Origin of the sequence: Tunicatimonas sp., assembly GCF_049647865.1 — a bacterium.
Classification (GTDB): domain Bacteria; phylum Bacteroidota; class Bacteroidia; order Cytophagales; family Cyclobacteriaceae; genus Tunicatimonas.
This window is the reverse complement of sequence record NZ_JBARYM010000661.1, coordinates 1-2,709: the sequence shown is the minus strand read 5'-3', so window position 1 is coordinate 2,709 and position 2,709 is coordinate 1. Positions and strand designations below refer to the sequence as shown.

Here is a 2,709-nt window from a genome sequence, read left to right as displayed (position 1 = left end):
TCATGATTCAGAATGTGCTGCCGGTAGTGCTAACCGGAGTAATCAATAAGTTTCCTATCGAGGATATTAAGTCAGCCTTAGAGTCATTTATTCCTTCTCCCTCTCAAACTCCCGGGCGGCTGAACCTATTTACGTTCAAGAACTTTAGGTTCTTGTTGGATTATGCCCACAACCCTGCTGGGCTTCGGGCACTGCAAAAACTGATTGCCAACATGGATAGTCGCCGTAAAGTAGGTATTATCACCGGCATTGGCGACCGCCGTAAAGAAGATACCGAAGAAGTAGGGCGCATTGCCTGTGAGACCTTCGATGAAATTATCATCCGGGCCGACCGGAACCTGAGGGGAAAAACCCAGGAAGAGATCGTTGAAATGCTAACCACGGGTATTCAGCAGGTTGATAAAAACAAAAAGATAACTGTTATTCCTGGGGAAAAAGACGCCATTGATCATGCTATTAAAAACGCTCAACCCGATACGTTGATCGTGCTCTTCAGCGATGCCATTGCTCAAGCCTTAGCCCAAGTAATGAAATACAAGGAAGATGAGGCGCACCAACTGTACCAGTCATCCGGTCAGGAATTCTTGTCTGCGCTAGGATTAGATCAGGAGTCCGAGGTGGTTGAAGGGGCAGAATAAAGCAATCGTTGTTTTTCAGGATGATTTTATCAACTGAAAATTTTCCAGGTCAGAGAACGTGCCTTCCGGAACGGATTCCATCACTTCAATATCGGTAATATCCCGCTCGCCCCGGTCGCCGCCTAGCATAATTGAGCCGTACTTTTCGTACTCCGCCCACGGGGTGATAAAGCGGGGAGTATCCATCTCTACGGTAGGATAGTACGCCCACTGTTCCACCATATAATCAGTAGGGTCTACGTATACGCGGTACTTATTTTGAGGGGTTACGCCTACGTTTTCAAACCGAAGTTCCAGCACCTCAGCCCTATCTCCTCCCTGAATGGTATCTTCACCGGCGTAGGTTAGGGTAACTCCCGAATCTTTTAGCTTAAAGGGCATAAACAGCCAGTAGCTGTCATTGATCCAGATACTCTTTCCCTGCTCCACAAACTTTGCTACTGAGTCGGCATTGGTAATCTCTTTACCGCCCATCGCTACCTTTCCTTTGTCAGAATTTACGTTGATCAGGTAGATCGCCGAGTCGCGGGGCACTTCAATGCGTACGTCGCCCGACTGCTTGTCCCACAGTAGGCTGCGGGACCCAAAGAAATTCCAGGCAACATAGTGGGTGGTATCCCAAGCCTTACGGCCGCCCATCGCTTGCATTACGCTATCAGCAATGGCTATTGCTTTCTCGTCCGAACCCGCTTCATTAAAGCCATCGGCCGGAGGGTTAGCATAGGCCAGTCCCGCTCCGTTTATCTCAGTGGTTTGTTCTTCAGAAGTTTGTCCTGGCTGGCAGGCAATAAATAAAAAGGGTGCTAATAGGAAGGCAAGATTTCGGTTCATAGGTGTAGTAGGTTTCTAAAGGTGTTAGTAGCGAGATGCAAAATAATTAGGTCCTTACTCCGCAAATGTACAATATATGTAACCGGGTGCTAGCCTGCATGTTTAAATTTTTAACCTCATGAAAGTCCTTGTAAAAGAAGAACTCCTTGCACGCGAGCTTTCAGCGTATAGTTAGTGCCTAACTACAGTGAACGAATGCTCAACCTAAGACAATAATTATAAGCAGAAAAAAGAGGGTGAGCTGTTTACTAACAGAACGGTGCTACTGTATTTTTAAAAATAGAATTTGTACTCATTGTTATTTTATCTTCCTTTTAGTAATATGAGTAATTATTAAAATTTTGATACTAAAAAACGATGGAGCAACCAGATGATTTTACGCTATGGAGCGAATTCCGAGCAGGAAATCATCAGGCATTTAGTACCATCTACTCTAAGTTTTTTCCTGCTTTATACAACTATGGCGAGAAGTTTACTGCTCAGCCAGAGATAGTAGAAGAGTGTGTACAGCAATTATTTGTGGAATTATGGCAATCGCGGGAAAAACTGAGTAATATCCACGCTATTAAACCTTATTTATACAAGTCGTTTCGACGAAAACTAATTAGGTACCTGAAACAAAACACCTCCTACCTACAACAACCGTTACAGCCAGTATTTGCGGCTACTGTGTCGCGAGAGGTTGAAATTATGAATGCTGAGCGAAGCTCTTTTCAGGCGAAGTTATTAAATGACGCCCTCATAAAGCTTTCTGATCGCCAGCGCGAAGCAATTTTTTTGAAGTTCTACGATAAGCTATCCTATCCTGAAATCAGTAAAATTTTGGATTGTGAACCTAAAACTGCTTACGATCTGGTTTTTAAAGGCGTAAAAAAAATGCGCTCAGTAATGCCTAGAAAGGAAATAGTACTACTTAGCTTTGCCACCGCTATTCTTTATCTACTTATAAGCCTTTTAAGAATACTCTAGCTAGGTAATTATACCTCTTCATTGCCCCATTTTAGTAAACTTCAGATACCGCGTAAAAAAAAATAAACTTTTTGGGCGTAAAAATTAGAAGGGCTGCCTCTCTTATAGTAAGCGCTATTAACTGCCTATGTCCAATTACCAGACCATTGATGATTTTGTGGCTGATGACTCTTTTCAACAATGGGTTCTTTCTGAGGATAGAGAAGCTCGCACCTTTTGGGAGAATTATCTCCAGCAGCATCCCGAGCAAAAAGAGACAATCTTTAAGTCA

General features: G+C 43.5%; 3 protein-coding genes. 2 read left to right on the top strand and 1 reads right to left on the bottom strand.

The window, feature by feature from the left end:
* Positions 1-638 (top strand): glutamate ligase domain-containing protein (locus tag WBA23_RS19320; RefSeq protein ID WP_424583920.1); only part of this gene is annotated, 638 nt, incomplete at its 5' end.
* Positions 639-653: 15 nt separating this feature from the next.
* On the opposite strand, the gene WBA23_RS19315 is transcribed toward WBA23_RS19320, so the two are convergent.
* Positions 654-1,469 (bottom strand): DUF6503 family protein, encoded by an 816-nt coding sequence (locus tag WBA23_RS19315; RefSeq protein ID WP_424583919.1) that lies wholly within the window; start codon positions 1,467-1,469, stop codon positions 654-656.
* A gap of 357 nt (positions 1,470-1,826) precedes the next feature.
* Here WBA23_RS19315 and WBA23_RS19310 point away from each other — a divergent pair, with 357 nt between their 5' ends.
* A complete protein-coding gene (locus tag WBA23_RS19310; protein ID WP_424583918.1) occupies positions 1,827-2,438 on the top strand; it encodes an RNA polymerase sigma factor in 612 nt (203 codons plus the stop codon).
* Positions 2,439-2,709: the final 271 nt, after the last annotated feature.

Coding starts and splice junctions, on each gene's coding strand:
- WBA23_RS19315 (WP_424583919.1), bottom strand. CDS start 1,469: ATGAACCGAAATCTTGCCTTCCTATTAGCACCCTTTTTATTTATTGCC.
- WBA23_RS19310 (WP_424583918.1), top strand. CDS start 1,827: ATGGAGCAACCAGATGATTTTACGCTATGGAGCGAATTCCGAGCAGGA.